A 4,412-nucleotide genomic window follows, 5' to 3' on the forward strand; every position below is an offset into this window, starting at 1 on the left:
CGCATTGGCGTTATGGGCGCTGGGCGCGGCGTCGCCTGTGGTCGTATTCCCGACGCTCTACGGGGTGCTCTTGCTGTATTACGCCTGGCGGAGCGTCGTTCATCTCGTCACGGAGCGGACGCTGCCGCGCCGGGATCCGACCCGCCGGGACGGCGACGAATATACGGCGATTCCGACCGTGAATTGGAGCGTGTGGAACGTCGTCCGGAAAAATCGCGAGGGCGACTACACGATCGGCGTCTGGAAGGGCGGCAAGCTGACGTGGACCGACAAATACGTGTGCGCATCGTCTCCGTTGATCGAGAAGTCGAAGCGTCACCCCGCCGTCGAAGCGTTCCTGTCGTTCAGCTCCCATCCGTGTCCGCAGGAGGAACGCCGGGGCGCCGACACGATCGTTCGATGGGTCGACGCGAGGTATCAGCATCGAAAACAGTATCCATTCCTCGCCGTCGTGAAGTACAATGCTAACAAGGAGCCCGTCTTCAGCTACGTCGGCTGGATCAGCGAAGAAAAGCTCGAGCGCAAGCTCGAAGACGCTCCGTCAAAACCGATCCTCGTCGGCACCAGGTAGGTGAACTCTATTGAGCAAGCCGCTCGCACTGTTATTCGCTTCCCTTAGCCTCGCCTGCCTGATCGCGGCCGGGGCGTCGCTCAGCTACTTCCGCACCGGCTGGGCGCTCTTCTTCCTCCTCGCGAGCTTCGCCGTCACCGGGGCCGGCATGGCGCTGAAGCGCCGGCTGCAGCGGAAGTAGTCCGCCGCAGGCCGCTCCTCGGGGCTTGCGGTTCCTTACGGGAGGACGAAGCCCATCTTCTCCATCGCCCGGCGCAGCGTCGCGTCGGCGACGTCGGACGCTTTCTCCGCGCCGCGCTTCAGCATCGTATGCAGCTCCCCTGAAGCGCGAATGTCGCGGTACCGCGCTTGAATCGGCGCCAGCACCTCCACGACGGCCTCGGCCAGCTCCTTCTTGAACGCGCCGTAGCCCTGCCCCTCGTATTGCTTCTCGAGCTCCTTGATCGATTTCCCCGTCATCGCCGAGTAAATTTCAAGCAAGTTGCTGACCTCCGGCTTGTTCGCGCGGTCGAAGACGATCTCGCGGCCGGAATCCGTCGTCGCCCGGCTGAACTTCTTGCGGATGACGTCCGGCTCGTCGAGCAGGGAGATGAACGCGCCCGGATTCGGATCGCTCTTGCTCATCTTTTTCGTGCCGTCGAGGAGCGACATGATGCGCGCCCCGACCTCGGTGAAGTGGCCCTCCGGCACGACGAACGTCTCGCCGAACCGCTGATTGAACCGATTCGCGAGATCGCGCGTCAGCTCCAGATGCTGCGTCTGGTCGTCGCCGACCGGCACGAGATCGGTGTCGTACAACAGAATGTCGGCCGCCATCAGCGACGGGTAGACGAACAGGCCCGTGCCGATCGATTCCTTACCCGCGGATTTGTCCTTGAATTGCGTCATGCGCTCGAGTTCGCCCATGTACGTGAGCGTCGTCATCATCCACCCGAGCATCGCGTGCGCGCGCACCTGCGACTGCAGGAACAGCGTCGCTTTCTCCGGATCGATGCCGCAAGCGAGATACACCGCCGCGAGCGACTCCGACTGCTCCCGCAGCTTCGCCGGATCCTGCGGCACCGTGATCGCGTGCATGTCGACGATCATGAAGTAGCTGTCGTACTCGTGCTGCATGTCGACGAATTGCCGAATCGCCCCGATATAGTTGCCGATCGTCATCAACCCGCTCGGCTGAATGCCCGAGAGTACCCGTTTCTTTTTCATCTGCTCAACGCCCTCCTTGATTTTTCCGAAAATGAACGCAAAAAAGGCCCCGTCCGCAAGGGACGTGAGCCGTGGTGCCACCCTTCTTCGCCGAGTCCGAACGCATACTCGCGCATCGCTGCGCCCGTTCGGGCCGTCGGCCTTCCAAGCTCGATATCGGGAGCCGTCCGCTTCCCCTAGCGCGCCGTCTGCGGCGCGGTTCGGTTCCGATCTCGGGGACCCATTCGCTTCGCGGCTCAACTCCGGCTTCGCAGCAATCCGCCGGCTCTCTGCGCTTGAACGCTCGCAAGGTTACTTGTTCCCGTCATCGATTCATCATGTGAGGGTTACGATTTTCCACATTATAGCGGAAAGGGTGCCTCCGCACAAGTCCCCTCGCGATTATAGGGCTTGGGCGTCCTCGCGCTCCAGCCGCTCCGTCCATTCCCGCACGAGGCGTACGGTGTCCGGCTGCAGCGGCCGGTAGTCGAGCGGCTCGACGAAAGCGAGGAACGACTGCCCGAGCCGCTTAAGCACGCGGCGATAGTCCGCCGACGGAATGCGATACTCCCCGTGCGCGCGCTCGCCGGAGGGCGTCTGCTCGAGCTCCGTCCAGACGACGTCGCCGCCCTCGTGACGAACGGCGATCGGAATGCCCCGGCAGTCCGGATCCCCGCAGCCGCAGACGAAGAAGGGCATCCGCTCCCACGCGACGGCCGCGTCGGCGAACCGGTCGGGCCGGACGTCCCCGAACGCGCTGGCGAGCAGCGCCGGGAGTCCCACATCGATGCAGAGCGGCTCTTCGACGAGCGTTTCCCCTTCGGCGACGACGGCGACGTCCGCTTGAACAATCTGTAATTCCGCGTTGTGGGAAAGTCCCTCGTATCGAATGTCGAACATGGGGATCCTCCTTCTCGGCGCGTGAAAAAATTACCAGTATTTCTTATGCGTATAATGTTTGTTTTGGATCATACTACGTTTCAAGAGGGAGGTGATCACTCATGGGTACAGGTTCTAACAGCTCGAACGACTTGGTTGTACCACAAGCTTCCCAAGCTTTGGAGCAACTCAAGTACGAAGTCGCACAGGAACTCGGCATCAAGATTCCTGAAGACGGCTATTACGGCTTCATGGCTACCCGCGACACCGGTGCGATCGGGGGTCACATTACTCGCCGCCTCGTGCAAATCGCGGAGCAGTCTTTGGCTGGTCAATTCCGCCGCTAATCAGCGGGCGGAAGTACTTACGAAAGAAAGTGACTATGGCGACATAGTCACTTTTTTTCTTTGCCGTTCATCCGTTCTCTTCCGTATATTTGATCACTTGCTGTACGACCGATAACGGAATGTTCAGCTCGACGTGCACGTCCCACAACGTGCGGTTCGGATTGGATCGCAAGTAGTCTCTGATTTCCCCGTACGTAGCGGCGAACCATTTCGCGCATTCCGCGCAATATTGGGACTTTTGCCGTACAAACAACGTTCCGCAGCGTCCGCAGTTTTGCAGACCCACTTCGCTTCCACCTCCGGCTCCTCGCCCGTTCGCGTCCGGCTTCCGACGTTCTCGTTACAGCGCCAGGAAATGCTCGACGTCCTTCTTCATGAGCGCCACCGATCGCTCCCAGAACTCCGGCTGCGTCAGATCGACGTTCAGATGCTTGCGCGCCAAATCCTCGACCGTCATGCGGCCGGTATCCCGCAAGAGCGAGACGTACCGCTCCTCGAAGCCCGCCCCTTCGCCGGCGGCCGTCGCATAGATGCCGGTGCTGAACAAATATCCGAACGTATATGGAAAATTATAAAACGGAACCTCCGTAATGTAAAAGTGTAATTTCGAAGCCCAGAAATGCGGGTGATACGACGCCAGGGAATCGTGATACGCTTCCTTCTGCGCCGCAACCATCAAATCGTTCAGCCGCTCCGCGCTCACCGTGCCGCGCTTCCGCTCTTCGTAGAAGTTCGTCTCGAACAGGAACCGCGCGTGGATGTTCATCAGGAACGCCACGGAACGCTGAATTTTGTCGTCGAGCAGCGCAAGCTTCGTCTCGCGGTCCTTGGCGCTTCGGATCGTCGCGTCGGACACGATCAGCTCCGCGAACGTCGACGCCGTCTCCGCCACGCCCATGGCGTAGTTTTGGGTCAGCATCGGCAGATCGTACATGACGTGCGTATGGAAGCCGTGACCGAGCTCGTGCGCGAGCGTCGATACGTTCGTCATCGAGCCTTCGTACGTCATGAAGATGCGGGACTGTTTCTTCAGCGGGAACGACGTGCAGAAGCCGCCGGGCCGCTTGCCCGGCCGGTCCTCGGCTTCGATCCACCGGTCCCGGAACGTCATGGCCGCGAAGTCCGCGAGCCGCGGCCCGAAGCGGCGGAACTGATCGATAATGAGCGCCGCCCCGTCGTCGAAGCCGATCTTCTCCCCCGCCTTGCCGATCGGCGCGTCGAGATCGGTCCAGCCGAGCCGTTCGACGCCGAGCAGCTCGGCTTTCTTCTTGAAATAATCGAGCAGGAACGAGCGGTTCGCTTCGATCGCGCTCCACATGCTCGCGAGCGTCTCCGGCGTCATCCGATTGATGTCGAGCGGCTCCTTGTGAACGGAGTCCCAACCGCGATGCTTATAGGTTTGCAAGCGGAAGCCGCCGAGGTGGTTGAGC

The 4,412-nt window shown here is 61.1% G+C and carries 6 protein-coding genes and 1 pseudogene; 3 read left to right on the forward strand and 4 right to left on the reverse strand.

Features of this window, described 5'->3' with window-relative positions; translation table 11 throughout:
* Nucleotides 1-571, forward strand: a pseudogene (locus VEZ38_RS03810) (metal-dependent hydrolase); the annotation flags it as partial.
* 10 nt (nt 572-581) lie between these two features.
* The gene (locus VEZ38_RS03815) at nt 582-752 is read left to right on the forward strand and encodes a hypothetical protein (protein ID WP_324892015.1); all 171 of its coding nucleotides are present in this window, start codon (nt 582-584) and stop codon (nt 750-752) included.
* 35 nt (nt 753-787) lie between these two features.
* Here VEZ38_RS03815 and trpS read toward each other — a convergent pair whose 3' ends face one another.
* Both trpS and VEZ38_RS03825 read right to left on the reverse strand, forming a co-directional pair.
* Entirely contained in the window at nt 788-1,777 is a 990-nt protein-coding gene (gene trpS / locus VEZ38_RS03820; protein ID WP_324892016.1) for a tryptophan--tRNA ligase, read from the reverse strand.
* Nucleotides 1,778-2,158: 381 nt separating this feature from the next.
* On the reverse strand, nt 2,159-2,656 hold the full coding sequence (locus VEZ38_RS03825; protein WP_324892017.1) for a hypothetical protein: 498 nt from the start codon (nt 2,654-2,656) through the stop codon (nt 2,159-2,161).
* A 101-nt stretch (nt 2,657-2,757) separates the two neighbouring features.
* Here VEZ38_RS03825 and VEZ38_RS03830 point away from each other — a divergent pair, with 101 nt between their 5' ends.
* Nucleotides 2,758-2,982 carry an alpha/beta-type small acid-soluble spore protein gene (locus tag VEZ38_RS03830; RefSeq protein WP_324892018.1) on the forward strand — a complete coding sequence of 75 codons (225 nt, stop codon included), beginning with the start codon at nt 2,758-2,760 and terminating at the stop codon, nt 2,980-2,982.
* A 67-nt stretch (nt 2,983-3,049) separates the two neighbouring features.
* Here the strand turns inward: VEZ38_RS03830 and VEZ38_RS03835 are convergent, their stop codons facing one another.
* Together VEZ38_RS03835 and VEZ38_RS03840 are read right to left on the reverse strand one after the other, a co-directional pair.
* Complete coding sequence (locus tag VEZ38_RS03835; protein ID WP_324892019.1) at nt 3,050-3,268, reverse strand: hypothetical protein; 219 nt, start codon at nt 3,266-3,268, stop codon at nt 3,050-3,052.
* 54 nt (nt 3,269-3,322) lie between these two features.
* On the reverse strand, nt 3,323-4,412 hold a 1,090-nt coding region (locus tag VEZ38_RS03840), incomplete at its 5' end, for a M3 family oligoendopeptidase (RefSeq protein ID WP_324892020.1).

The sequence above is a fragment of the Paenibacillus sp. genome (assembly GCF_035645235.1).
Classification (GTDB): Bacteria; Bacillota; Bacilli; order Paenibacillales; family YIM-B00363; genus Paenibacillus_AE.